At 72.4% G+C, this 24,822-nt stretch carries 20 protein-coding genes; 7 read left to right on the forward strand and 13 right to left on the reverse strand.

What is annotated here, in order from left to right:
• Window positions 1-213: 213 nt before the first annotated feature.
• Window positions 214-951, forward strand: coding sequence for an IclR family transcriptional regulator (locus KIH74_RS26090; protein WP_214158957.1), 738 nt, complete (start codon window positions 214-216; stop codon window positions 949-951).
• A 3-nt stretch (window positions 952-954) separates the two neighbouring features.
• Here the strand turns inward: KIH74_RS26090 and KIH74_RS26095 are convergent, their stop codons facing one another.
• Window positions 955-1,335: a nuclear transport factor 2 family protein gene (locus KIH74_RS26095; protein WP_214159096.1), complete on the reverse strand. Its 381-nt coding sequence runs from the start codon at window positions 1,333-1,335 to the stop codon at window positions 955-957.
• Window positions 1,328-1,783, reverse strand: a complete 456-nt coding sequence (locus KIH74_RS26100; protein ID WP_214158958.1) for a VOC family protein — start codon at window positions 1,781-1,783, stop codon at window positions 1,328-1,330. Before KIH74_RS26100 ends, KIH74_RS26095 begins: the two co-directional genes overlap by 8 nt.
• A 180-nt stretch (window positions 1,784-1,963) precedes the next feature.
• On the opposite strand from KIH74_RS26100, the gene KIH74_RS26105 reads away from it, so the two are divergent.
• Window positions 1,964-2,998 (forward strand): aldo/keto reductase, encoded by a 1,035-nt coding sequence (locus KIH74_RS26105; protein WP_214158960.1) that lies wholly within the window; start codon window positions 1,964-1,966, stop codon window positions 2,996-2,998.
• On the opposite strand, the gene KIH74_RS26110 is transcribed toward KIH74_RS26105, so the two are convergent.
• The 7 genes from KIH74_RS26110 to KIH74_RS26140 all read right to left on the reverse strand — a co-directional run bounded on the left by KIH74_RS26110 (window position 2,995) and on the right by KIH74_RS26140 (window position 11,803).
• Complete coding sequence (locus KIH74_RS26110; RefSeq protein ID WP_214158961.1) at window positions 2,995-3,906, reverse strand: ABC transporter permease; 912 nt, start codon at window positions 3,904-3,906, stop codon at window positions 2,995-2,997. The genes KIH74_RS26105 and KIH74_RS26110 overlap by 4 nt on opposite strands.
• A 3-nt stretch (window positions 3,907-3,909) precedes the next feature.
• Window positions 3,910-4,983 carry an ABC transporter permease gene (locus KIH74_RS26115; RefSeq protein WP_214158963.1) on the reverse strand — a complete coding sequence of 358 codons (1,074 nt, stop codon included), beginning with the start codon at window positions 4,981-4,983 and terminating at the stop codon, window positions 3,910-3,912.
• Entirely contained in the window at window positions 4,980-6,509 is a 1,530-nt protein-coding gene (locus tag KIH74_RS26120) for an ABC transporter ATP-binding protein (protein ID WP_214158965.1), read from the reverse strand. Before KIH74_RS26120 ends, KIH74_RS26115 begins: the two co-directional genes overlap by 4 nt.
• A complete protein-coding gene (locus KIH74_RS26125; RefSeq protein ID WP_214158966.1) occupies window positions 6,506-7,594 on the reverse strand; it encodes a BMP family lipoprotein in 1,089 nt (362 codons plus the stop codon). The genes KIH74_RS26120 and KIH74_RS26125 overlap by 4 nt, the downstream gene beginning before the upstream one ends.
• A 23-nt stretch (window positions 7,595-7,617) precedes the next feature.
• On the reverse strand, window positions 7,618-9,036 hold the full coding sequence (locus KIH74_RS26130; RefSeq protein WP_214158968.1) for an amidohydrolase family protein: 1,419 nt from the start codon (window positions 9,034-9,036) through the stop codon (window positions 7,618-7,620).
• 122 nt (window positions 9,037-9,158) lie between these two features.
• A complete protein-coding gene (locus tag KIH74_RS26135; RefSeq protein ID WP_214158970.1) occupies window positions 9,159-10,364 on the reverse strand; it encodes a PucR family transcriptional regulator in 1,206 nt (401 codons plus the stop codon).
• Window positions 10,364-11,803, reverse strand: a complete 1,440-nt coding sequence (locus tag KIH74_RS26140; protein WP_214158971.1) for an aldehyde dehydrogenase family protein — start codon at window positions 11,801-11,803, stop codon at window positions 10,364-10,366. Before KIH74_RS26140 ends, KIH74_RS26135 begins: the two co-directional genes overlap by 1 nt.
• Before the next feature lie 76 nt (window positions 11,804-11,879).
• On the opposite strand from KIH74_RS26140, the gene KIH74_RS26145 reads away from it, so the two are divergent.
• From KIH74_RS26145 to KIH74_RS26155, 3 genes are all read left to right on the forward strand, one after another.
• Window positions 11,880-12,965, forward strand: a complete 1,086-nt coding sequence (locus tag KIH74_RS26145; protein WP_214158973.1) for an NAD(P)-dependent alcohol dehydrogenase — start codon at window positions 11,880-11,882, stop codon at window positions 12,963-12,965.
• A gap of 153 nt (window positions 12,966-13,118) precedes the next feature.
• Window positions 13,119-15,302: a cytochrome P450/oxidoreductase gene (locus KIH74_RS26150; RefSeq protein ID WP_214158975.1), complete on the forward strand. Its 2,184-nt coding sequence runs from the start codon at window positions 13,119-13,121 to the stop codon at window positions 15,300-15,302.
• An 8-nt stretch (window positions 15,303-15,310) separates the two neighbouring features.
• Window positions 15,311-16,417: an acetamidase/formamidase family protein gene (locus KIH74_RS26155; protein WP_214158976.1), complete on the forward strand. Its 1,107-nt coding sequence runs from the start codon at window positions 15,311-15,313 to the stop codon at window positions 16,415-16,417.
• 6 nt (window positions 16,418-16,423) lie between these two features.
• On the opposite strand, the gene KIH74_RS26160 is transcribed toward KIH74_RS26155, so the two are convergent.
• The 4 genes from KIH74_RS26160 to KIH74_RS26175 all read right to left on the reverse strand — a co-directional run bounded on the left by KIH74_RS26160 (window position 16,424) and on the right by KIH74_RS26175 (window position 20,551).
• Window positions 16,424-17,152 carry a PilZ domain-containing protein gene (locus KIH74_RS26160; RefSeq protein WP_214158978.1) on the reverse strand — a complete coding sequence of 243 codons (729 nt, stop codon included), beginning with the start codon at window positions 17,150-17,152 and terminating at the stop codon, window positions 16,424-16,426.
• Window positions 17,153-17,238: 86 nt separating this feature from the next.
• Window positions 17,239-17,877, reverse strand: coding sequence for a fasciclin domain-containing protein (locus KIH74_RS26165; protein ID WP_214158980.1), 639 nt, complete (start codon window positions 17,875-17,877; stop codon window positions 17,239-17,241).
• A gap of 70 nt (window positions 17,878-17,947) precedes the next feature.
• A complete protein-coding gene (locus KIH74_RS26170; protein WP_214158982.1) occupies window positions 17,948-19,054 on the reverse strand; it encodes a magnesium and cobalt transport protein CorA in 1,107 nt (368 codons plus the stop codon).
• Between the two features lie 9 nt (window positions 19,055-19,063).
• Window positions 19,064-20,551, reverse strand: coding sequence for a glutamate-cysteine ligase family protein (locus tag KIH74_RS26175; protein ID WP_214158984.1), 1,488 nt, complete (start codon window positions 20,549-20,551; stop codon window positions 19,064-19,066).
• A gap of 92 nt (window positions 20,552-20,643) precedes the next feature.
• Here KIH74_RS26175 and KIH74_RS38920 point away from each other — a divergent pair, with 92 nt between their 5' ends.
• Both KIH74_RS38920 and KIH74_RS38015 read left to right on the forward strand, forming a co-directional pair.
• Window positions 20,644-21,828, forward strand: coding sequence for an exonuclease SbcCD subunit D (locus tag KIH74_RS38920; protein ID WP_308114007.1), 1,185 nt, complete (start codon window positions 20,644-20,646; stop codon window positions 21,826-21,828).
• Entirely contained in the window at window positions 21,828-24,782 is a 2,955-nt protein-coding gene (locus KIH74_RS38015; RefSeq protein ID WP_214158987.1) for an AAA family ATPase, read from the forward strand. Before KIH74_RS38920 ends, KIH74_RS38015 begins: the two co-directional genes overlap by 1 nt.
• Window positions 24,783-24,822 lie beyond the last annotated feature (40 nt).

The raw sequence follows: 24,822 nt of genomic DNA on the forward strand, positions 1-24,822 counted from the left end.
TGTGCGGGGGAAAGGGGAAAGCGCGAGACGACGTCTCGCATGATGTTCAGCCTCGGGCATCCCGATGTCGCCGTCAAGACATTCTGTCGCCATTCGCAACGACTTTCGGGTCAGGGATGATTCGATCGGGTTACAGCGTCTCGGTATGAGAGATATCGTCCTGCCATACGCAATGCCGACGACGAGCGACCACGAGGGACGAGGAGCACGACCATGACCGACGAGGCGGCCGCCCCGACGATCCAGACGGTGCAGCGCGCCGCGCTCATCCTGAACGCGTTCACGGTGAGCAGGCCCCATCTGAGCCTCAACGAGATCACCACCCATCTGGGGGCGAGCAAGGCCACCGCGCACCGCTACACCAAGGCGCTGCGGGCCGCGAATCTCCTGCGCTACGACGAGCGTACGGCTCTGTACTCGCTCGGCCCGCAGGTGCTCACGCTGGCCGCCACGGCCCGGGCCGGCCTGCCGATCGTGACCACGGCCGAGCCGTTCCTCGAGCGCCTGGTCAAGCTGACCGACGAGACCGCGGTGCTGAGCGTGTGGGACGGCGAGGGCGCCGTCGTCGTCCGTTGTGCCGACAACACCGACCAGCTGGTGCGGATCAGTGTGCGGGCCGGGGCCCGCCTCGACCTGACCGGCTCGGCCCAGGGCCGGGTGTTCTGCGCGCTGCTGCCCCCGGGGCAGGTGGCGTCGCTGCCCCGGGTGCTGCGCGGGCGGCCCGAGCTGCGCCGCGAGCTGGACCTGATCCGCACCCACGGGGTGTCGACCAACTCGCCCACGCTCAACGGTGTGCGCACGCTCGCAGCACCGGTTTTCGAGGGCGAGACGCTGACCGCGACACTGGCGGTGATCGGCACCACGGTGCGCATCCCCGACGCGATCGACTCCGACATCGCCCGCACCCTGGTGAAGGTCGCGGGCGAACTGTCGGCCCAGCTCGGCACCTGATCCCTAGCCGGCCAGTTGCCGGGCCACCTCACCGGAGTCCCAGTGGTCCACCCGGCGGGAGATCAGCCCGCCGGGTGCGATCGTGAACACGAACACGCCCCGCACGCTCACCGGGGTGCCGCCGGAGGGCAGGTGCCGGAACGACATCCGGTAGGGCACGGCGGCGCGGGCGCCGTCCCTGATGAAGGTATCGGGCTCGTAGGCCAGGTCGGCGAACGACGCCAGGAAGCCCGGCAGCGCCGCGGCGTAGGCGGCCTTGCCGATCCGGTCGACGCCGCCGGCCGCGGTGTGCTCGTTGACGAAATCGTCGGTGACGCAGGCGAGCACGGCGGCCACGTCGTGGGCGTTGAGCGCACTCAGGTAGCGCGCGACGACGTCACTCAGCGGAGGAACCCCAGAGTTTCTGCACCGAGTCGAACACCTTCTGGTTGTGCGAGATCTCGACCACGTTGCCGTCCGGGTCCTTCAGCGCGCAGATGTAGCCGACCGGGTCGGGCATGTCGCGCGGTTCCCAGTGCAGCGCGCCGAGTTCGCGAGCCCGCTCGGCCATCGCGTCGACGTCGGAACGCTCCGGCACCTCGATGCCGATGTGCGCGAACGGGGTGAGCAGGCCCAGCTGCCCGCCCTTGTCCTTGTTGAACGAGACCAGGACCAGCACCATCGGGGTGTCGGCCTGCTTGTCGTTCGACAGCCACACGCTCTCGCCGTCGGCGTCGGCGAAGCGCTCCAGCACCACCAGCGGGGTGAGCGAGGTGTAGAACTCGATGGCCCGGTCCAGGTCGCCGGTGGGCAGGGCGACGTGGGTCCAGCGGGCCGCGGTGAGACGGGACATGCGAATCTCCTGAGTGATCTCGAAGAGCCTTGTGCAGCAGGCTAGGACGCACCGGGCACGTCGTCCATGTGCCCGGGGCACGATCAGCGCCCACCGGTCGCTGTCGCCGCACACCATGGCCCGGGGCCGTCCGACGTGAAAACATGCGGATCCGAGTCATTTCCGTCGGGAGGACACATCGTGCAGTACCGCACCCTGGGCAGTACCGGTATCGAGGTGAGCACGTTGTGCCTGGGCACGATGATGTTCGGCGCCTGGGGCAACCCGGACGAGGCGCAGTGCACCCGCATGGTGCACGCCGCGCTCGACGCCGGGGTCAACTTCGTCGACACCGCCGACGTGTACGCGTTCGGCGAGTCCGAGGAGATCCTCGGGCGGGCCCTGGCCGGGCGCCGCGACCAGGTGGTGCTGGCCACCAAGGGGCACAACGAGATGCCGGGCGCGCCCGGCGACCGCAACCGGCGCGGCAACTCGCGGGTCTGGATCACCCGGGCGATCGAGGCCAGCCTGCGCCGCCTGGGCACCGACCACCTGGACCTGTACCAGGTGCACCGGCCCGACCCGGCCACCGACATCGACGAGACCCTGGGCGTGCTGGGCGATCTGGTGCGGCAGGGCAAGATCCGGGCGATCGGCACGTCGAGCTTCCCGGCCGAGCAGATCGTCGAGGCGCAGTGGACGTCGGAGCGTCGCCACCGGGAGCGGTTCACCACCGAGCAGCTGTCGTACTCGGTGCTGAACCGGCTGGGTGAGGCCGCGGTGCTGCCCACCGCGCAGCGCTACCGGCTGGGGGTGCTGGTCTGGAGCCCGCTGAACGGGGGCTGGCTGACCGGCAAGTACCGGGCCGGGCAGGAGCCCACCGGCGACTCCCGGGCGCTGCGCGAGAAGGACCACTTCGACTACGGCGACGCCGCGGTGCGTGAGCGCAAGCTGGCCCTGGTGGAGCGGCTGGCGGTGATCGCCGAGAAGGCCGGGCTGTCGCTGATCGAGCTGGCGCTGGGGTTCGTGCTGGCCCATCCGGCGGTGACCTCGGCGATCATGGGGCCGCGCACGCCGGAGCAGCTGATCGACCAGCTGGGCGCCGCCGACGTGGTGCTGGCGCCGGAGGTGCTGGACGCGATCGACGAGGTGGTGGCGCCGGGGGTGACGGTGAACCCGGTGGACATCGGGTACGTGCCCCCGGCGCTGACCTCCCCGCCGCTGCGGCGGCGCTAGGAGGATCGCTCGAAAGGCTGCCCCAGCGACCGGGGTTCACGCGACGAGGCGACGAAGGCGAGCATCGCGACCAGCGCCAGCAGATACGGCGCGGCCGCGAGCAGCTGTGAGTTCAGCGTGACCCCGAGCGCGGGCAGGGCCAGGCGCAGGGCGTCGGCCAGGCCGAACAGGGCGCAGCCGAGCAGGGTGCGGCCCAGGCGCCAGGCGCCGAAGATGACGGCGGCGATGACGATGTAACCGCGCCCGGCGGTCATGTTCTGGCTGAACGAGCCGACCTCGCCGACGGCCAGGTGGGCGCCGCCGAGGCCGGCCATCAGGCCGCACCAGAGCATGGCCTGGCGGCGGCGGTGGTTGACGTGGATGCCGGTGACGTCGGCGGCGGCCGGGTTCTCGCCGGCGGCGCGCAGCTCCAGGCCCCAGCGGCTGCGCGAGACCAGCCACCAGGTCAGGGGCACGAGCACGAGCAGCAGGTACACGGGCCAGCGTTCGACGAACAGCGGGCTGCCGAGCACCGGCAGGTCTTCGAGCACGGGGATGCGCACCTGCGCGACCTGGTGGCTCCCGAACCCGCTGGAGGCGATGAAGTAGCTGGTCAGGCCGAGCACCAGGGTGTTGAGGGCGAGACCGACGACGAACGTGTTGATCTCGGCGCGGTGCGAGAGGTTGGCGTGGACGAGGGCGATGAGGGCGCCGATCAGGACCCCGGCGAGCAGGCCGAGGGTGGCGCTGCCGGTGGCGCTGGCCACGGCGACGGAACCGAAGGCGGCGCCGAGCATCATGGCCTCGACCGAGATGTTCAGGCACCCGGCCCGTTCCGCCACGTACTCGCCGAGCGCGGCGAAGGCCAGGGGGGTGGCCAGGCGCACGCCGCTGGACAGGATGATCTCGGTGTCGAAGGCGAGGCTCATGGTTCAGACCTCCACGGGGACGGGCGGTTGCGGGGCCACGGCGGCCGGGCGGCGGCGCAGCAGGCCGGTGAGCACCGGCGGCACCACCAGGGCGAGCACGAGCAGCGACTTGACCACGTCGACGAGGTAGAACGGCACGCCGGTGGCGGACAGGAAGCTGCCGCCGGCGCGCAGCACGCCGAACAGCAGGGCGACGGGGGCGCACAGCCAGGGGTTGTTGCGGGCGACCAGGGCCACGAGCAGGCCGTCCCAGCCGATGTTCGACGACATGCCGGGCTGGAGCCGGTAGGTGCCGATCGGGCTGGCCAGCATGAGGGCGCCGGCCAGGCCGGAGAAGGCCCCGGAGATCACCAGGGCGAGCGCGGTGACCCGGGCGGTGCGCACCCCGGTGTGCTGGGCGGCGGCCGGGCTGAGGCCGGTCAGGCGCAGCCGGAACCCCCAGGCGGTGCGGGCCAGCACGACCGCCACGAGCGCGGTCAGGGCAACGGCGACGATCAGGCCGAGATTGACGCTGATGTGCGGGTACTCGCCGAACGAGGGCAGCCGCGCGGCCTCGGGGATCTGGTTGGACTGCGGCGCGACCACGGCCTTGTCGCCCTTGGACTGCTGGAGGAACCAGGCCTGGCCCACCGAGAAGGCGATGAGCTGCTGCGCGACGAACACCATGAGCAGGGTGCTGACCACGACGTTGACGCCGCGCCAGCGGTACATCAGGGCGCTGAGCCAGGCCCAGAGGGCTCCCCCGGCGGCCGCGGCGAGCAGGACCACCACGAGCATGAGCGGCCCGGCGACGGCCAGGCGCAGGGCGAACCAGGCGCCGGTGAAGCAGCCGATCAGCACCTGTCCTTCCTGGCCGATGCTGAACACCCCGGCCCGGGTGCTGACGCAGGTGCCGACGGCGACCAGCAGCAGCGGGGCGGTGTAGAGCAGGGTGGAGGTGAGGGCGGTGCCGTTGGCGAGGCTGCCGTCGTAGATCGAGCGCAGCGCGCCGGCGGGCGAGAAGCCGGTGGTGACCAGCAGGAGGGCGCACAGCAGCAGGGCCGCGGCGACGCTGAGCACGGTGGCCAGGGTCTTCATGCGGCCATGCCTCCCACGAGCAGGCCGAGGCGCTCGGTGGTGGCCTCGGCGGTGGTCAGCTCACCGGTGAAACGGCCCCGCGAGATCACCGCGATCCGTGAGGCCAGGGCCATCACCTCTTCCAGTTCGGTGGAGATGAGCAGCACGCCGACGCCCTGGGCGGCGGCCTGCCGGAGCCGGTCGTACATCTCCTCGATGGCGCCGACGTCGAGGCCGTGGGTGGGTTGCGCGGCGACGAGGACCTTGGGCCCGGCGGACAGTTCGCGGGCCAGCACGACCCGTTGCTGGTTGCCGCCGGAGAGCCGCCGCACCGGGGTGTCGGGCGAGGGGGTGCTGATGCCGAACTCCTCGATCAGCTCGGCGGCGCGCCGGCGCATGGCGGCACGGTCGAGCATCCCGCCCCGTCGCGCGTACTGCCCCAGCGATTTCATCAGCAGGTTGTCGGTGACGCCGAGGTCGAGCACCACGCCGCAGTGGTGCCGGTCCTCGGGGATGATGCCGAGGCCGACCCGGGTGAGGGCGGCCGGGTGCGACACGTCCACGGCCCGCCCGGCCACCTCGACCGTGCCGGCCCGCGGGCGCAGCAGCCCGGACAGCACGCGCCCGAGCTCGCTCTGCCCGTTGCCCTCGACCCCGTACACGCCGACGATCTCGCCCGGGGCGACGCTCAGGTCGATCGGGCCGAGGCCCGGTTCTGCCTGCACCCCGGTGAGTTTGAGGGCGGCGGTGGGGTGGGTGGTCGCGGTCGTGACAGAGGACGACGAGGAGGCCGCCAGGCCCAGCGCCGCTCCCTCGGCCAGCAGCGACACGTCGCGGCCGACCATCTCGCGGGCCAGTTCCTGCGCGCTGGTGGCGGCGGTGGGCCCGTGGTAGCGCACCCGGCCGCGGCGCAGCACGGTGACCCGGTCGGTGGCCGCGATGATCTCGCCGAGCTTGTGGCTGATCAGGATCACGGCGCGGCCCTCGTCGCGGACCACGCCGCGCAGCACGGCGAACAGCTCGGCCGACTCGCCCTGGGTGAGTACCGAGGTGGGCTCGTCGAGCACCAGCACCGAGGGGTTGCGGCGCAGGCACTTGACCAGCTCGACGCGCTGGCGCAGGCCGGGCGAGAGGGTCTCGACCCGGGCCAGCGGGTCGATCGGCAGGCCGTACTGCGTGGCGACCCGCTCGACGTCCGCGCAGGCCGCCTCGCGCCGGATCCGGCCGGTGTCGCCGAGGATCACGTTCTCCCACACGGTGAGCGGCTCGATCAGGCTGAAGTGCTGGTGCACCATGCCCAGGCCGAGCCGGGCGGCGGCCTGCGGGTCGCCGATCTCGGTAGGCGTGCCGCGCAGCGCGATCGTGCCCGCGTCGCGCGGCACCAGGCCGAGCAGCACCTTCATCAGGGTGGACTTGCCGGCCCCGTTCTCGCCGAGCAGGCCGTGCACCTCACCGGCGTGCGCCGTGAGATCCACGCTGTCACAGGCAAGAACGGGACCGTAGCGTTTGCTCACCCCGGAGACCTCGAGGGCCGGAGGGGTACTCATCCCAGCTTCGCCACCTCGGCCTCGGCGTCGATCTCGCCGGTGCCCATCTTCTTCTCGAACTCGTCGATCTTGGCCTGCTCGTCGGCGGTGGCGTCGCACAGCTTCACGGTCGGGAACGGGTCCACGCCCATCTGCCAGACCTTCTCCACGCCCATCGCCAGGGTGCCCGCGGCGAACTGCTCCAGGCCGGCGGTCAGGTAGTCGCCGGGACTGAAGATCACCGAGATGTCGTAGGTGGGGGAGGTCGAGTCGCAGCGGTCGGTGCCCGGGGTGAGCACCGCCACGCCCGCCTCGTTGGCCAGTTCGGCGACCGCGTCGGTGGCGCCGCCCAGGTAGGGGTAGGTGATGCTGACGCCCTGGCTGATCTGGGCCTGCGCCGACTCACGGCCCTTGGCCGGGTCGTTCGCGTCGCCGTTGAAGGTCACGCTGACGGTGGCGTCGGGCACCACCAGCTTGATGCCCGCCTCGTAGGCCCTGGCCGCGGCGGTGCTGTAGTCGGCCTCCGGCCCGGCGATGAAACCGGCCTGGGTGGAGTTCTTCTCCTGCATGTACAGCCCGGCCGCGTAACCGGCGGCGAGCATGTCCTGCGCCGGGTTGTCGGAGCTCAGGAAGATCTCCGGGGTCTGCTCGACGTTCTCCGAACTGGGCACGTACCAGGCGGTCTTCGCGCAGACCGCCTCGGTGGAGGCGGGGATCGCGTCGGACAGCTCGGACGCGCCCAGGGCCACCAGGTCCACCCCCTGCTGGCACAGGGCGCGGGCGGCGTTCAGCGCGTCGGTGGGGGCCACGCTGCCGCGGCTGATCACCTCCCAGCCCTGGTCCTTCGCGAAGGTGTCGGCGGCGTCGACGAAGCTCTGGTAGTAGCCCTTGTCGTGGATGTCGCCCGGGCTGAGCACCCCGACGACCACCTTGCCGTCGCCGTTGATGTCGGGCTCGCCCGCGGGCACGGTGCCCTCGGACGCCGCCCCGGCGGCCGAGGTGGTCGCGCTCTCGGCGGTCTCGTCGTTGCTCGCGCACGAGGTGAGCGAGACCGCCGACAGCACGGCGAGCGCGCCGACGCTCAGGCGGACGGGAAAAGTCTTCACGGTATGCCCTTTCGGAGAACCGATCATATGGGAGAGGGAACGGTGGCGCTGGTGGGCAGCCCGGCGCGGGAGAGCAGCGCGCCCTGGCGGGCGGCGGCCTCCTGCCGGAGTTCGGTGAGGTCGACCAGGAGGGGACGACGATCGCGGACGACGACGCGGCCACCCACGACCACGTCGCGGACCGTGTCGCTGACGCCGCCCCAGACGATCTGGCGGGCCAGGGCGGCGGGGTCGGTGGCGCGGGGGATCCAGCCCGGGCGGGTGGTGTCGAGCACCACCAGGTCGGCCGCGAGACCGGGCCGGATGGAACCGATCTCGCCGCCCGCGCCGATCGCCTCGGCGCCGTCGACGGTGGCCAGGGCCAGCGCGTCGGCCGCGCGCAGCGGCGGCTCGGTGCCGCGGTCGTGCTCGAGCCCGGCCAGCAGTGCGGCGGCGCGCAGCACGTCGGGGGCGTCGCCGGCGTTGTGCGAGTCGCAGCCGAGTGCCAGACGGCCTCCGCGGTGGATGAATTCGGCGTACCGGCCGGCCCGGGTCACACCCTGGCCGAGGCGCAGGTAGGCGCCCGGGCAGGCGGCGATCGCGGTGCCGGTGTGCAGCAGCGCCTCCAGCTCGGCGTTCTCCAGCCAGACCGCGTGGCCGAGCAGCAGCCGCGGGCCGAGGGCGCCGATCCGGGCCAGGTGCTCGACCGGGCTGCGCCCGTACCGCAGCCGGTAGGAGCCCGGGTCGTCGGGGCCGGGCGACAGGTGCCAGGTGACGGTGGTGTCGAGCTCGCCCGCCAGTTGCAGTGCGCCGCCGAACAGTTCGTCGCTGACCAGGGCGTGGCCGACCAGGGTGACCCAGCCGGTGACCAGCCCGTCCGGGTCGGCCGCGCGCAGCGCCGTGACGGTCTCGCGCTGCGCGGCCAGCACCTCGCCGGCCGGGGCCGAGAAGGGCAGGCCGGGCGTGTCCCAGCCCCAGCCGCCGACCCGGCCGCGGATGCCGGCCCGGCGCAGCCCGGCGGCGGCGCGCAGCGGGTGCGCGACGGTGCCCGGCTCGAGCACGGTGGTGACGCCGCGGGTGAGGCAGTCCACCGCGGTGACGGTGGCCGCCAGCTCGTCGTCGTCGCCGTCGGCGTGCTGGTGCAGCGGCACCGCCCAGTCGTAAATCGCGCTCTGCGAGGGGATGTCGTCGGGAATCAGGCTGCGCACCAGCGGGTCGACCGTGGTGTGCTGGTGCGCGTCGATCAGTCCCGGGATGACCACCGCGCCGGTCGCGTCGAGTTCCTCGGCCCCGGGGTAACGCCGGCGCAGGTCCCCGGCGGGGCCCAGCGCGGCGATCCTGCCGCCGCTGACGGCGATCGTGGTGTCGTTCAGGACCCGGCGGTGCGGATCCATCGTGACCACGTCGCCACCCGTGACCAGCAGGGTGGGGACCATCTCGCATTGTGCGTCGATGGTTCGCATGGCGACATGGTTTCCCGGTTTCGCGACGAGTGTCAACGTTTCACCCTAACTCGTCATCCGACGTCATGAGCTGGAAACACCGGGCGCGGAAGACCGCTCACCGCAAGCAAACCCGGCGTGCGTCAGAGCTGCTCGGGCCCCGCCGACACCAGCTCGCCGGCCAGCAGCGCGGCCGCCAGGGCCGGGGCCACCGCCGGGTCGAGGGGGTCGCGGCCGAGCAGCCGCTTGATCGTGGCCACCCGGTACCCGACGGAATTGCGGTGCAGGTGAAGGCGTTCCGACACGGCCCGGCGGCTGCCACCGGAGTCGAGCCAGGCGGCCAGGGTCTCGAGCAGCTCCGGGCGGCCCCGCAGCGGCCGCAGCTGCCCGTCGGCGAACGCCTCCAGCCGGGCGGGCGCCACCCCGGCCAGCAGCTGGGCCAGCCCGGCCCGGCTGAACGCCAGCTCACCCGGCGGTCCGGCCGGTCCGGGCGGTCCGGACTGCCGGGCCTGCACCAGGCGCAGCAGCCGGTCGGCCTCGGCGAACGACTGCCGGGTCTGCTCCGGGCGGCGGCCCAGCGAGCCGCTGGCGGCCAGGACCAGGCCGGGCTCCACCGTCGTCCCCAATTGGTGCCGTAGAGAGGCCAGTTCGGTCGCGTCGTCGTCGCCCGCGGCCAGCGTCCAGGCGTACCGGCCCTCCCGCGAGGTCGGGCGGTCGAGCCAGCTCAGCGCACCGGCCCAGCGGGCCGGGGCGGGCCCCGCGTAGTACAGGGCCACGGCCCGGTGCGGGCGGGTGAGGTCCCAGCCCAGCTGGGCACCGGTGTCGCAGAGGTCGGCGGGGGTCGCCTCGAGCACCCCGCGCAGGCCGTCGACCAGTACGTCACCGGTGAGCACGTCACCGGCCGGGGAACCGCCGGCGCCGGCGTCGAGCCGCACCGCCTCGATCAGCACCGCGGTGATCGAGGCCCGCAGGTGCGCGACCTGGGCCTCGGTGGCGGGCTCGGCGATCAGCAGCGCGCCCATCCCCCGCCGCCCGGCCAGGAGCCGGGCCGCACGCGCCCGCCAGCCGTCACCGCAGACCACGGTGACCGGTTCCTCGCCAGCCAGCACCCGGGCCACCTCGGAGCGGGGCAGCCCGCCCGCCGGGCCGGTGATCCCGTCGGTGCCGGCCACCACGTCGCCGCGCGGCCCGACGATGCGGCAGACGGCGCCGGTGGCCCCGGCCAGGGTGCGCACCAGCTCGGGCCAGCCCGCCCCGGCCAGGGCCAGCCGGGTCATCGTGCGGTCGAAGTGGCCCGGGGTCAGCGGCGCCTGCGGGCCCACAGGCAGCTGCGGGGCCAGGGTGTCCACTACGGCTCCAGAAGCCGCACGGCCACGGCCTTCTCCTGCGTGTACTCACGCATCGCGGCGTAACCTCCGCCCCGGCTGAAGCCGCTGTCCTTCTGCATGTTGAACGGGAACCCGATCACCCCGGCGTCGTGGAACTGGTTCACCGCCACCTGCCCGGCCCGCACGTCGCGGGCCAGCCGCAGGGCCCGCGAGACGTCGTTCGTCCACAGGCAGGCCAGCAACCCGAAGTCGGTGCCGTTCATCAGCTCCACCGCCTGCGCGTACCCGGTGAACTCCTGCACGGCCAGGACCGGGCCGAAGATCTCCTCGCGGGCCAGCCGCAGGCCCGGGGTGACCCGGTCGAACACGGTCGGCTCGACGAACCAGCCCTCGCCGACGGAACCGCCGGTGACCAGCCGGGCCCCCTCGGCGTCCTTGAGGAAACCCGCCACCCGGTCGTGCTGGGCCTGCGTGACCAGCGGGCCCATGTCCAGGTCGGCATCCCACGGGCCGCTGCGCACCTGCGCCATCAGCACCGCGAGGCGTTCCACCACCTCGTCGTGGATCGTGCTCTCGACCACCAGCCGCGACCCGGCATAGCAGTTCTGCCCGGCGTTCTCGGTGATCGAGGCGACGATCGCGGGCAGCGCGACGTCCAGGTCGGCGTCGGCGAACAGCACGTTCGGCGACTTGCCGCCCAGCTCCAGCTTCACCGGCACCAGGTGGGCGGCGGCCGCGGTCATCACCGCCCGGCCGGTGCCGGTCGAGCCGACGAAACTGATGTGGTCGACGTCCGGGTGCGCGGTGAGGGCCACGCCGGTGCGCGGGCCCAGCCCGGTGACGACGTTCAGCACCCCCGGCGGCAGGCCGGCCCGCAGCGCCAGGCCGGCCAGGGCCAGCGCCACCATCGGCGCCACCTCGGACGGCTTGAGCACCACCGTGTTACCGGCGGCCAGCGCGGGCGCCACGTTCGCGGCGGTCAGCACGGCCGGCACGTTCCACGGGATCACCACCGCGCACACCCCGTACGGCTCGGGCACCGTGTAGCCGAGGTAGCCCGGGTCGCGGGTGGGCAGGGTGACGCCGGTGAGCTTGTCGGCCGCCCCGGCGAAGTAGGTCACGATGCCCTGCGCGATCCAGATGTTCATCCGGCCGCCGGACAGCGGCTTGCCCACGTCCCGGGCCTCGACGGCGGCCAGCTCCTCGACGTGCTCGCCGATCAGCGCGGCCCACCGGCCGAGCAGGGCACCACGTTCGGACGGCGAGAGGGCCGCCCAGCCCGGCGCCGCCCGGCGCGCCGCGGCCACCGCCGCGTCGACGTCGTCGCCGTCGCCGTCCGCGATCGCGTGAAAAGTCTCGTGGGTGAAGGGATCCACCACGTCGAGCGTGCCCTGGCGCCGGGCCGGGGCCCATGCGCCGTCGATGAGGTGTCGTGCCGGAGGTACTTCCATGGTCGGCATAAGGGGCATCCTTGACCGCTCCGGTTTCGCCGGTCAAGATGCGATCTCGCTTTGTGACGCAGAAAGGCGTGTGCTGATGCGGATCACCGCAGCCCTGCTCGAAAAGTCCTCGCAGCCCTTCAAGCTCACCGACCTGGAGCTTTCCGCTCCCGGCCCGGACGAGGTACGGGTCCGTGTGGCCGCCGTCGGAATCTGCGGGACCGACCTGGAGTTCGCGCACTTCTTCCCCACCCCGGCGGTGCTCGGGCACGAGGGGTCGGGCGTGGTCGAGGCGGTCGGTGGGCGGGTCACCGGCCTGGAACCCGGTGACCACGTTGCCATGTCGTTCACCTCGTGCGGCACCTGCCGCACCTGCCGGCACGGCGCCCCGGCCTACTGCACGTCGTTCGACGCGCTGAACTTCTCCGGCCGCCGCCCCGACGGCACCACCGCCCTCAGCCTCGGCGGCCAGGACGTGAACGGTCATTTCCTCGGCCAGTCCTCGTTCGCCAGCCACGTGATCGCCCCGGCCCGGGCCCTGACCCGGATCGACCCCGCGCTCGACCTGGACCCCGTCGGCCCGTTCGGCTGCGGCTTCCAGACCGGCGCCGGGGGCGTGCTGAACGTGCTGAAACCGCCTGTGGGCAGCAGCATCGCCGTGTTCGGGGCGGGCGCCGTGGGCACCGCCGCGATCATCGCGGCATCGTTGTCGGGCTGCGCGAGCGTCGTCGCCGTCGACCTCGACGACCGCCGCCTGGCCGCGGCCCGGGCGGCCGGGGCGACCGAGACGATCAACTCCGGCAGCACCGACGCGGCGGCCGCGCTGCGCGACATCGCGCCCGGCGGGCTGGACTTCGCGATCGACACCACCGGGCACGAGAAGGTGCTGCGCACGGCCGTGGAGGCGCTCGGGCCGCTGGGCCGGGCCGGGGTGATCGGGATCGGGCCGAGCGAGTCGATGAGCTTCGAGTGGCGCAGCGTGCTGAACGGGCGCTCGATCACCGGCATCATCGCCGGCGGCTCGGTGCCGCAGACGTTCCTGCCGCAGCTGCTCGCCCTGCACGCCGCCGGGCGGTTCCCGGTCGACCCGCTGATCACCTACTTCCCCTTCGACGGGATCGGCGAGGCGATCGGTGCGGTGCGGTCCGGGGACGTCACCAAGGCCGTCCTGACCTTCGGCTGAAACCTGGCCGAAACCGGGCGGACGCCCGGCGAAAATGTGGATCCAATCGGTTGTTCCGACGCCCGCCCAGGTCTTATGGTGGGCGTCAACCACGAGGCAATGCCCGGTGGCGCGGCCGGGGAACACCGCGCATCGACACGCAGGAGCGTGCCCATGTCCCACCCCGTGGCCCAGCCGTACGGTCAGCCCTTCGATCATCACGGCGACCTCGCCAACGCTGATCCGGTGGCCTACTACGCGGGTTTCCGCGAATCCTGCCCGGTCGGGCGCACCCCGGCCCACGGAGGTTTCGTCTACACCACGACCTACTCCGACGTGGTCCGGATCGCCCGCGACGACAGCACCTTCTCGTCGTCCCGGGCCGCCGACGCCGACGGTGAGGGCACGGTCATCGTGATCCCCCGCGGGGCCGGCCTGGAGCAGTTCCCGATCGAGCTCGACCCACCGAGATCCACGCTGTACCGCGACATCGTCGACCCGCTGCTCACCCCCGACGCGGTGGCGCGGCTGCGGCCGATGATCGCGCACCACACCGCGCGGGTCGTCGACGCGTTCGTCGAGAGCGGGTCGGCCGACCTGGTGCACGACCTGACCAATCCCCTGCCGGCCGCGGTAACCCTTGACTGGCTGGGGTTTCCGGAGGCCGACTGGGAGAAGCTGGCCGGCCCGGTGCACGACATCTTCGCCGCGAAGGCGGGCAGCGAGCGGGCCGCGCGCGGTGCGGCCGGGCTGGCGTTCATGGACCGGCGGATCCGCGAGCTGATCGCCGACCGCCGCGAGGAACCCCTGGACGACGGCGTCTCGGTGATCGTGCAGGCCCGACGGCCCGACGGAACCCTTTTCGACGACGACGAACTCGTCTCGGTGATCGGTCTTCTGGTGGCCGGCGGGGTGGACACCACCACCTCGCTGACCGGCTCCACCCTGGTGCACCTGGCCCGTAACCCGGCCGACCGCAACCGGTTACGCGAGAACCCGGATCTGCTCGTCGGGGCCACCGAGGAGTTCCTGCGGGCGTTCGCACCGTCGCAGTCGATGGCCCGCACCGCCACCGCCGACACCGAGATCGGTGGCTGCCCGGTGAAACACGGTGAGCGCGTGCTGATCCCGTGGGTCTCGGCGAACCACGACCCGGCCGTGTTCGACCAGCCGGACCAGGTGCGCCTGGACCGGGACGCGCGCCGCCACCTGAGTTTCGGCGTCGGCAGCCACCGCTGCCCGGGCGCGCACCTGGCCCGGGCGATGTTCGCCGAGATGATCGGCCAGGTGCTCACCCGGCTGGGCGACTACACGATCGACGAGGCCGGGCTGCGGGAGTACCCGACCAAGGGCAACCAGGTGGGCTGGGACGCGATCCCGGCCCGGTTCACCCCCGGCCCGCGCATCGCCCAGGCCGCACCCACGGTGACCATCACCTCGGTCGACGAGATCGCCCGCGACATCCTGGCGATCACCTTCGCCAACGGCAGCGAGCTGCCCGCCTGGGAGCCCGGGGCGCACCTCGAGATCGTGCTGCCCAGCGGGCATCTGCGGCAGTACTCGCTGTGCGGCGACCCGGCCGACCGCTCCAGCTACCGGATCGCGGTGCTGCGGGAGGACGACGGCCGCGGCGGCTCCCGCGAGCTGCACCAGATCGCCGAACCCGGGCTGGTCTTCGGGTTCCATCCACCTCGCAACCACTTCCCGCTGGCCGAGGCCCCGGCCTACCTGTTCCTGGCCGGCGGCATCGGCGTCACCCCGCTGCTGCCGATGATCCGCCGGGCCACGGCGCTGGGCCGCGACGTGCGGGTGGTGTACGGCGGGCGGCAGCGGGCGGGCATGGCGTTCGCCGACGAGCTGGAGGCGCTGCAGGGCGGCGTGCTCCACGAGTACGCCACGAGCGGCTATCCCGATTTCGCCGTCCATCTGCGGGATCTGCCCGAAGGCACGGCGATCTACGCCTGCGGGGCCGCCTCGATGCTCGACGCGGTCGAGAGAGACTGCGCCGCGGCCGGTCTCGACGACCAGCTGCACATCGAGCGGTTCGCCGCCCCGGAGGGCACCGACGCCCTGGGCGACCCGGCCACGAACACCCCGTTCGACGTGGTGCTGGAGCGCACCGGCACCCGGCTGCCGGTGCCGCCGGACCGGCGCCTGATCGAGGTGGTGCGCGAGGCCCGGCCGAACCTGGCCTACGACTGCGAGAAGGGCTACTGCGGCGCCTGCGAGACCCGGGTGCTGTCCGGGGTTCCCGAGCACCGCGACAGCCTGCTGACCGAGGCCGAGCGCGAGAGCGGCCGCACCATGATGATCTGCGTGAGCCGCTGCGCCGAGGGCCCCCTGGTCCTCGATCTGTGAGGAGAAGCATGACCACCCTGCCCCACGACGTCACCGGTTTCGAGGTTCTCCAGCCCGGAACATACGACGGCGGAACCTATCTCGACTCCAGCCCGGACAACGTGTTCTGGGGGCGTCTGCCCTGCCAGGACGACACGCCGCGCGCGGTGGTGGAGTCCGGCGCCGTCGTCACCGTCGACACCCTCAGCCACGAGGGCATTCTGGAGGACCAGGGCAAGGACCCGGTGGAGTTCTTCGGCCGCTACGGCGTCCGCGCCGGTGACGTGCTGGAGGACGCGAAGGCCGTGGCCGCCTCCGCCCTGGCGCACGACTTCGCCGACGACGGCCCGCACGTGGTGACCGGACCGATCGCCGTGCGCGGAGCGAAACCCGGTGACCTGCTGGCCATCACGGTGCTGGAGCTGACGCCGCGGGTGGGCTACGGCATGGTCAGCGCCCGGCACGGCTTCGGCGCGCTGCCCGGCGAGATGCCGGTGCCGGGCGTCACCGAGCCGGTCACCACGTTCGCCACCGCCGTGCCCGGTGCGGGTGCGGGTACCGGCGAGATGCTCGTCGACCGGGACGACCCCTCCCGCGGCCGGATAACCTTCCCGCTCAGCCCTTTCCTCGGGGTGATGGGCGTGGCCACGGCCGGCCCGGAACGACTGCACTCGGTGCCGCCGGGGCCGTTCGGCGGCAACATCGACGTCAACCTGCTCGGCGTGGGCTCCACCCTGTACCTGCCGGTGCAGGTGGACGACGCGCTGGCCTACTTCGGCGACCCGCACTTCGCCCAGGGTGACGGGGAGGTGGCGCTGACCGCGTTCGAGGCCTCCCTGCGGGCCACCGTGCGACTCGACCTGATCCCGGGAGGTGCGGCCGGCGTCCCCGCACCGTACGCCGAGACCGGTGACCTGCTGGTGCCGATCGGCCTGGACGAAGACCTGGACGAGGCGATGAGGGACTGCGTGCGCTGCGCCCTCGACCTGCTGGCCGGCCGGTACGGGCTGGAACGGCACCTGGCCATGGCCTACCTCAGCGCGGCCGGCGACTTCGCGGTGTCGCAGGTGGTCGACGTGGTGAAGGGCGTGCACGGCAAGATCCGCAAGGCCGACCTGCGGGAGGTCAGGCGGTAGGCGGGTTCAGCGACGGCGCCCGGCCAGCCCGCTCCGCTCGCGGTTGAACACCAGCCGCACCAGCCGCTCGGTGTCGAGCGGCGAGATGTCGGTGAACTCGGCCCGGAACCCGTTGCGGGTCTGCTCCACCACCAGCATCAGGGCCGGCACCAGATCCCCGTCGGGCAGGGTGATCTCGCCGTACACCGTGGCGCCGGCCGCCAGCTCCGCCGGATCCTCCAGCTCGACCTGCACACCGCCGGCGGAGATCGACGTGGTGCCGCCGACCAGGTCGGCGTGGGCGTCCGCGCCCGGGCCCCGCGCGGCCAGCAGTCCCGGCTGGAGGGTGCGCCGGCGCGGCTGACGTCGTCCATGACCGGAGGTGGCCGCCATCGCCATCGCCGTGCCGCGGAACCCCAGACGCAGGGGCCCGCGGACGTTCTCCCGACGCTGGTCGGTGAGGGACGCCGGGTGGATCGGGCCGGACGGGCGGGCCCGCGGCGAGCGCAGCACGAGGTCGCCGTCGGCGGCGACCACCTCGACGTCGACGCGCACCGGGCCGCCGTCGGTGGTCAGGTCGAGCACGCAGTCGGAGTCGGGCAGCCGGGCCAGGCTGTCGAGGTCGGCCATCACCGGTATCGCCCAGCCGGTGCCGGAGATGTCGACACTGCGCAGCGAGCGCATCGGTACGGTCACGTCACCGGCCCGCACGACGAGTTTGCTGCCCCGCGCCACCGAGCGTGTCACCGCCACCATCCGCGTCCACCCCTTGATCCGGTCCGTTGCCTGCCCGGTCCAGTGTGCGACGGTCACCGGCGGTCAACGGCCGGACCACGGATGAATCACCCGGACGGCTCCAGCACCTTGTCGATCAGGTACACGGTGGCGTTGGCGGTCTTGATCCCGCCGCAGATCACGTTGGCGCCGTCGACCTTGATCTGGTTGCCCTTGCCGGTGACCCTGAGGGTGCCGCCCTCGACGGTGAGCTGCTCGCCGATCACCTTGGCGGGAGCGAGCTCACCGGACACGACGTGGTAGGTCAGTGTCTTGACCAGGGCGTCCCGGTCCTTCTTCAGTTTCGCCATGCGCTTGGCCGGGACCTGCGCGAAGGCCGTGTCGACGGGGGCGAACACTGTGTAGTCCTTGCCGTCGAGGGTGGTGGACAGGTCGACCTCGGGGTTCAGCTTCCCGGAGACCGCCTCGGTGAGCGTCTTCAGCATCGGGTTGTTGCCGGCCGCCGTGACCACCGGGTCGTTGGCCATGCCCTCGACCGACCCCTTGCCGCTCGGAACCTGCGCCACGTACGCCGGGCAGCCCGGGCCGACCAGGTTGGCCTGCTCCACGGACAGGTTCGCGGGGGCGGTGGTGGTGGACACGGAGGGCACGGCGTCGGACTCGCTGTCGCTGTCGCCGCTGCACGCGGCCAGGCCGAGGGTGGCGGTGAGCACGGTGCCGGCGACGAGCCAGGTTCGGGGGTTCATGACGTCCACCCTCGCGGCCCGGCCGCCGCGGGCCGCCGAGCAACACACCCCCCGATCACCCGAGAACGGCCTACAACCAGTCGTTCCGTTTGAACAGCCCCCACAGTCCCACGCACAACACGGCGATCGCACCGAGCACGACGTAATAGCCGTAGTGCCAAGTGAGTTCGGGCATGTTGTCGAAGTTCATCCCGTAGACGCCGGCGATCGCGGTGGGCACCAGGCCGATGGCCGCCCAGGCCGAGATCTTGCGCATGTCCTCGTTCTGCCGCATGGCGACCTCGTTCTGGGTCACCGACAGCCGGGCCACGTTGGACTGGAGCACGTCGGACAGCAGGCTGTCCTGCCGCTCGATCTCGTCGGTCACCCGCATGATGTGGTCGTGCACGTCGCGGAAGTACTGCCGGGCCTTCTTGTCCATGCCCGGCAGCGACCCGGACATCAGCTTGTGCATGGGCTCGCCCAGGGGCAGCGCGGCCCGGCGGAACTCCAGCACCTCCCGCTTGAGCTTGTAGATCCGCTCGGTGTGGTCGGCCTCCCGCTCGCCGAACACCTGCTGCTCGATCTCGGCGATGTCGTCGTCGATCGACTCGGCCACCACCGCGTACTCGTCCACGATCAGGTCGGAGATCCGGTGCAGGACGGCGATCGGGCCGCGCTCGCTGGACTCGAGCTTCCCCTCGTCGAGTTCACGGCGCACGCGGGTCAGGATGTCGGTCGTGCCGTGCCGGACCGACACGATGAAGTGCTCGCCGACGAAGAGCGCGATCTCCTCGACGTCCACGATCTCCTGACTGTCCACGTACCGCACCGGCCGCAGCACCATGAACCAGAGGTCCTCGTACACCTCGAGCTTGGCCCGCTGGTGCGCCTTGATCGCGTCCTCGACGGCGAGCGCGGGGAGCCGGAACTCGTCCGCGACGTGCTGCACGTCGTCGGCGCCGGGGTTCTGGAGGCCGATCCAGACGAATCCGTTGGTGCGGCGGGCGGCGCGGGCGGCCTGCTGCATCGGCAGGCGCCGGCTCTGCCGCAGGCCGAGTTCGTACACCGCGCAGTCGCCGATCACGGATTCCACGTCGCGCCGCCCCGGGTTCAGGTCCACCGTGCCGCCGTACTCCACCGGCGCCGGGCCACGGTGGCGGAAACTCTGCTCGAACCAGCGTCTCGGCGTTCTCATCACCGCAAACTACGGCAACATCCAGGTGTGCACGGGTTCGTTGGCGTGCATGCCCTCGCAGTAGAGCTCGGTCATCCGGCGTAGCGCCTCGGCACGGTCGGTGCCGGAGCGTCCCGCTGTACCCTGCTCCAGCCGTTCGACGGCCGCCACCTGCCACGCCGCGCCGTTGCGCCCGGACTTCACCCGGCCCTCGATGATGCCCAGGTAGCGGTCCTGGTCCTCGGCCGGGACGCCGGCCGACTGGAGTCCCTCGACCGCCATCGGCAGCAGCCGGCGCAGCACCAGTTCGTCCACACCGGTCTGGCCCAGCTGGGGCGAGTACACCTGGGCGTCCAGGCCGTCCTTGGCGCAGGCCAGGAAGTTGTCCTCGGCGGCGGCGAACGACATCTTCGACCAGGCCGGGCGGGCGTCGTCCATCAACGACCGCAGCACACCGTGGAAGAACGCCGCGTTGGCGACGGTGTCGGCGACGGTGGGGCCGGCGGGCAGGACGCGGTTCTCGACGCGCACATGCGGGCGGCCGTCGACCACGGCGTAGATGGGGCGGTTCCAGCGGTAGACGGTGCCGTTGTGCAGACGCAGTTCCTGGAGGGTGGGGGCCTTCCCGGCGTCGAGCACGGCGACCGGGTCCTCGTCGCTGAGTTCGGGCAGCAGCGACGGGAAGTACCAGCCGTTCTCGGCGAACAGGTCGAAGATCGAGGAGATCCACTTCTCGCCGAACCACACCCGGGGACGCACTCCCTGGTTCTGGAGTTCTTGTGGACGCGTGTCGGTCGCCTGTTTGAAGAGCTCGATCCGGGTCTCGGCCCACAGACGGCGGCCGAAGAAGAACGGCGAGTTGGCGCCGACCGCGAGCTGCGGGCCGGCCAGCACCTGCGCGGCGTTCCAGGCCCGGGCGAAGTCGTCCGGCTGCACCTGCACGTGCAGTTGCACGCTGGTGCAGGCGGATTCGGGGGCCAGCGACGAGGCGAACGACGAGAGCCGCTCCACGCCGTGGATGTCCAGGTGCAGGTTCTCACCGCGGGCCGCGAGGATCGAGTCGTTGAGGGCCTTGTAGCGCGGGGACTCGGTCATCCAGCGCGGGTCGCTCAGGTGCTCGGGCATGGTGGTGGGCAGGATGCCGACCATGACGATGTGGGCGTCGTTCTGGTTGGCGGCGCGCTCGGCGTCGTTGAGCACGCCGCGCAGCCGGTCCTCCGTGCGGGCCAGCTCGGACAGGGGTGACGGCTCGACGTTGAGCTCGATGTTGTAGGCACCGAGCTCGGTCTGGAAGTTGGGGTCGCCGATGCCCTCGAGCACGGCGGTGTTGCGCAGGGTCGGCCGGAAGTCGGCGCCGACCAGGTTGAGTTCCATCTCCAGGCCGGTCATCGGCCGGTCGTCGTCGAACGTCCAGGTGGCCAGCAGACGCTCGAACACGTCCAGGCAGAGTTCCACCTTCTCGCGGTAGGCCTGTCGTTCCTCGGCCGTGTACCGGATCGCCGAGACCTCGTCACCCATGCCAAAGACCAAACCACACGTTCGCGTAGCTGGCGAGGGCAGATGATCAACGAATGCGGTGACCGGAAGGGCTCCCGGCTACCGTGTGGGTCGTGCGCATCCTCCACAGTTCCGACTGGCACCTGGGCCGGTCGTTCCACCGGGTGGACCTGCTGTCGGCGCAGGCCGCGCACTTCGACCACCTGGCCGAGGTGGTGCGGGCCGAGAAGGTCGACGTGGTCCTGGTCGCCGGTGACGTCTACGACCGGGCGCTGCCGGCCGTCGACGCCGTCGCCCTGCTCGACGAGGGCCTGCACCGCCTGGTGTCGGCGGGCGCCACCGTGATCCTGTCCAGCGGCAACCACGACTCCGCCCGCCGGCTGGGCTTCGGCTCCCGGCTGCTCGGTGCATCGGGACTGCACGTGCGCACCGACCCGGCCGGCGCGGGCCGTCCCGTCCTGCTGGACGACGAGCACGGCCAGGTCGCCTTCTATCCCCTGCCCTATCTGGAGCCGGCGCTCGCGGCCGGGCCGCTCGGCGCCGAGCGCAATCACACCGGCGTGATCGGCGCGGCCCTCGACCTGGTGCGCGCCGACCTGGCCATCCGGCCGGGCGTGCGCTCGGTGGTGTCGGCGCACGCGTTCGTGATGGGCGGTGCCGGTTCCGACAGCGAGCGGGAGCTGGCGGTCGGCGGGCTCGGCCAGGTGCCGCTGAAACTGTTCGACGACTTCACCTACGTCGCCCTCGGCCATCTGCACGGCCGGCAGGAGCTGGCCGGCCAGGTGCGCTACAGCGGCTCCCCGCTCGCGTTCTCGTTCTCCGAGGCCGGCCATCGCAAGGGCAGCTGGCTGGTCACGCTCGGCGCGCCGGGCACGCCGGCGCGGGTCGAGCCGGTGGAGGCACCGGTGCCGCGGCGGCTGGCCCGGTTGCGCGGTCACCTCTCCGAGCTGCTCACGTCGGTTCAATTTGTGGACGACGAACAGACCTGGACCCAGATCACCCTCACCGACCCCGAACGCCCGGCCGAGCCGATGGAGCGACTGCGGCGGCGTTTTCCGCATCTGCTGGAGCTGCGTCTGGAACCGGACCGGCCGGCGGTGGCCGGTCCCGGCTCGTACACCGAGCGGATCGCGGGGCAGGGCGACCTGGACATCTGCTGCGGCTTTCTCGACCGTGTGCGGGGCCGGGCCGCCACGCACGCCGAGACCGTGCTGATGCAGCAGGCCCTGGAGGCCGCGCTGATCGACGGCATGGAGGGCGTCGCCCTGGACCTGACCGAACCTCGCAGGAGCACCTGATGCGGCTGCACCGGCTGGAGATCACCGCGTTCGGCCCGTTCGCGCGTCCTCAGCACATCGACTTCGACGACCTGGGCGACGCCGGCCTGTTCCTGCTGCACGGCCCCACCGGCGCGGGCAAGACCAGCGTGCTCGACGCGATCTGCTTCGCCCTGTACGGCCGGGTGCCGGGCAGCCGCGGCAACGGCGGCCGGTTCCGCAGCGACCACGCCGACCCGGGCGCGCGCACCGAGGTGGTGTGCGAGTTCACCGTGTCCGGGCGGCGTCTGGAGATCACCCGCTCCCCGGAATGGCACCGGCCGAAGAAGCGCGGCACCGGGCTGACCCGCGAGCAGGCCCGGGTGGTGGTGCGGGAACGGACGGCCGAGGGCTGGACCGGGCTGACACACCGCATGGACGAGGCCGGTGACCTGATCGGGCAGCTCGTCGGCCTGGGGCCGGAGCAGTTCACCAAGATCGTCATGCTGCCCCAGGGCGAGTTCGCGGCGTTCCTGCGGGCGAGCGCGGAGGAACGCCGTCCTCTGCTCCAGAAGCTCTTCGGCACGGACCGTTTCGCCGCCGTGGAGACCTGGCTGGCTGAGCGCCGGCGGGAGAGCGCCGGTGCGGTGGCGTCCGCCCGGGAGGAGACCGCACGCCTGCTGGCCCGGGCGCAGGAGGCCCACCTGACGCCGTCCTCCGCCGGTGATCCCGATCCGGCTGATCCGGAGGCGGTCGCGGTGCTGGTGCGGGGCTGGGCCGACGACGCCCGGGCCGGGCTGCTCGACGCGCACGCCGCCGTGATGGCGGCCGAGACCGCGCACGACCGTGCCCGGGCCGCGAGCGAGGCCGCCGCGGAGCGGGTCCGGCGGCGTGACCGTCGCCGGGATCTCGCGGCCGAGCATGATCTACTGCTGTCGCAGGCCGGTATGCAGGACGAGCGCCGGGCCCGTCTGCGGGCCGCCGGGCACGCTCCGGTGCTGCTGCCGTTGCTGGCCGAGTTCGATGCGGCGTCGGCGGAGGTCGAGACCGCCGAATTCCGCGTCGACTCGGCCGACCGGGCCGTCACACACGCCGTGGGTGATGCCGGCGACCACGATCCCGGCCGACTGCGCCAGGAACTCGGTGTCCTGGCCGCCCTGCTGCCCGCCGAGCTCGAACTCCGGCGGCTGGACCGGAGAGCCACCCTGCTCCGGGAGACCCAGGACACGGCCGAGACGGAACGGGAGCAGGCCGAGCAGGCCGGTGCCGTTCTGACCGGGCGTGTGCAGGAGCTGCTGGCGGCGCGTAGCGAGGGCGAGGTGCTGGCGTCGTCCCTGATTGACCGCCAGGAAGACCTGGAGCGCGCGAAGCGCGTGGCCGAGGCCGTGCTCGCGGTGCAACGGCTGACCGATGAGCAGGCGGTGCTGGAGGACGAGCTGCGGGCGGCGACCGACGTGCACCAGGCTGCTGTGGCGGCGAGCCAGGAGCTTCAGGCACGGCGGCTGGCCGGGATGGCGGCGGAGCTGGCCGCCGGGCTGTCGCCGGGAACGGCATGCCCGGTCTGCGGCGGTGAGGAGCATCCCCGACCGGCCACGCACGAGGGACCGGCGATCACGGACGACGAGCAGGAGGAGGCCGCCGGTGCCGTCGAGCTCGCGGCTTCTCGCCGTGAGGAGGCCCGGCAGGCGGTGGAGGCGGGCCGTCAGCAGCTGGCCGCGGCGCAGGCCCTGGCCGGTGGTGCCGATGCCGAGGCCGCCATGGAAGAACTGTCCGGCGCGCAGACCAGGCTGACCGAGGCCGGGCGCGGCGCGGCGCGGGTCAGGAAACTGACGACGGAGCTGGCCGGACTGGAGTCCGAGCTCGAATCGGCCCGCAAGCGGCTGGAGCTCGCCACCGGCGCCACGGCGGATGCCCGGGAGGAACTGGCTGCTCTCGACAGCCGGCGCGACGACCTGCGAGAACGCCTCGACAAGGCCTGTGGCGGCGAGGCCGACCTGCCGTCCCGGCATGCCCGGGTGGCGGCCGCCGTCGCCGCTCTGACCGAGCAGGAAGAGGCCGGCCGGGCCCTGAGTGCTGCCCAGGAGCGGCTGAACCGGGCCAGGGCAGCCGCCGATCGTGCTTCCTCAGCAGCCGGTTTCACCGACCGGCGGGCTGCTGCCGCCGCTGCTCTGCCGGAAGCCGAACGCACCACGCTGACCGAGCTGATCACGGAACACGACGCCCAGCTGGCCCGGGTGACGGCGTTGCTGGAGGAGACGGCCGAGGACGTCGACCCGGAGAACAGCCAGGACGACGAGGCCGACCGCACACGGATGTCCCTTCAGGCTGCACGGGCGGCGCACCGGACCGCGCAGGAACGGCATGTCCTGGCGACCCGCGCCGCCCGGGCGCTCGCCGGGCTGGCGGGGGACCTGGAGCGGCATGCGGCATCCACGTCGTCCCTCCGCGGGTCTTTCGCCACGCTGGAATCGGTGTCGCGGTGTGCCGAGGGCACCGGTGGGGACAACCAGCTGAAGATGCGCCTGAGCTCGTACGTCCTGGCTGCGCGGCTGGAGCAGGTGGCCGGGGCGGCGAGCGTGCGGCTGACCGCCATGTCCGGCGGACGGTACTCGCTGGTGCACACGGACGGGCCGGCCAGGGGCGGGGCCCGCTCCGGTCTGGGGCTGGCGGTCGTCGACGGATGGACCGGTAGTCAGCGTGACCCGGCCAGCCTGTCCGGTGGCGAGACGTTCTGCACCTCCCTGGCGCTGGCGCTGGGGCTCGCGGACGTCGTGCAGGCCGAGGCGGGCGGCGCGGTGATCGAGACTCTGCTGGTGGACGAGGGATTCGGCAGTCTGGATCAGGACACGCTCGACGAGGTGATGGACGTCCTCGACGGTTTGCGCGCCGGCGGCCGGGTGGTCGGGCTGGTCAGTCACGTGGCCGACCTACGTGACCGGATCCCCGCCCAGCTCGAAGTGGTGAAGACGAGGACCGGGTCGACGTTGGTCGCCTGATTCGCACTTTCCACAGGTGGCACGACCGCGCGGTTGTCCA

Source organism: Kineosporia corallincola, assembly GCF_018499875.1.
Taxonomy (GTDB): Bacteria; Actinomycetota; Actinomycetes; order Actinomycetales; family Kineosporiaceae; genus Kineosporia; species Kineosporia corallincola.